At 71.6% G+C, this 644-nt stretch carries 1 protein-coding gene and 1 pseudogene; both read left to right on the top strand.

The annotated features are described in order from the left end of the window. Positions 1 to 22: 22 nt before the first annotated feature. A pseudogene (locus ACYVHU_RS26710) lies at positions 23 to 82 on the top strand (hypothetical protein); the annotation flags it as partial. Positions 83 to 85: 3 nt separating this feature from the next. After that, positions 86 to 644: alcohol dehydrogenase catalytic domain-containing protein (locus ACYVHU_RS26705; protein ID WP_498949927.1), on the top strand; the 559-nt coding region annotated here is incomplete at its 3' end.

Raw genomic sequence — 644 nt, 5'->3', positions numbered from 1 at the left:
TCAGGCGGAGCATCCGGGCCGGGTGGTGTTGGTGGATGTGGATGGTGCTGCGGGGTCGGCGGGTGTGTTGGCCGGGGTGTTGGGGGTGGAGGGGGAGCCTCAGCTGGCCGTCCGCCAGGGCGAGGTGTTGGTGCCGCGTCTGGTGAACGCCGACGCGACCGAGCGCGGGCTCACTGTGCCTACCGGCCCGGGGGCCTGGCGTCTCGACAGCACCGCCAAGGGATCGTTCGACTCCCTCGCCCTCCTGCCGTTCCCCGAGGCCGATCGCGAGTTGGGTGTGGGTGAGGTGCGCATCGCGGTGCGGGCGGCCGGCATCAACTTCCGCGACGTGGTCGTCGCCCTCGGCATGGTCGACGAGCGTGACGAGCTGATCGGCGGCGAGTTCGCGGGTGTGGTGACCGAGGTGGGTCCCGGTGTGGAGGACCTGCGCCCCGGCGACCGCGTCATGGGACTGGCGGAGGGGGCCTATGGTCCCCGGGTCGTCACGGACGCGCGTATCATCACCCGTCTCCCCTCGGGCTGGTCGTTTGCGCAGGGTGCGGCGGCGACGGTGGTGTTCGCCACGGCGTGGTATGGGTTGGTGGATCTGGGTGGGCTCAAGGCCGGGGAACGTGTCTTGATCCACGCCGGCGCGGGCGGGGTCG

This window comes from Marinactinospora endophytica (assembly GCF_054780875.1).
Note: the sequence above shows the minus strand (reverse complement) of the source record. Positions and strands in the feature narration are given on the sequence as shown.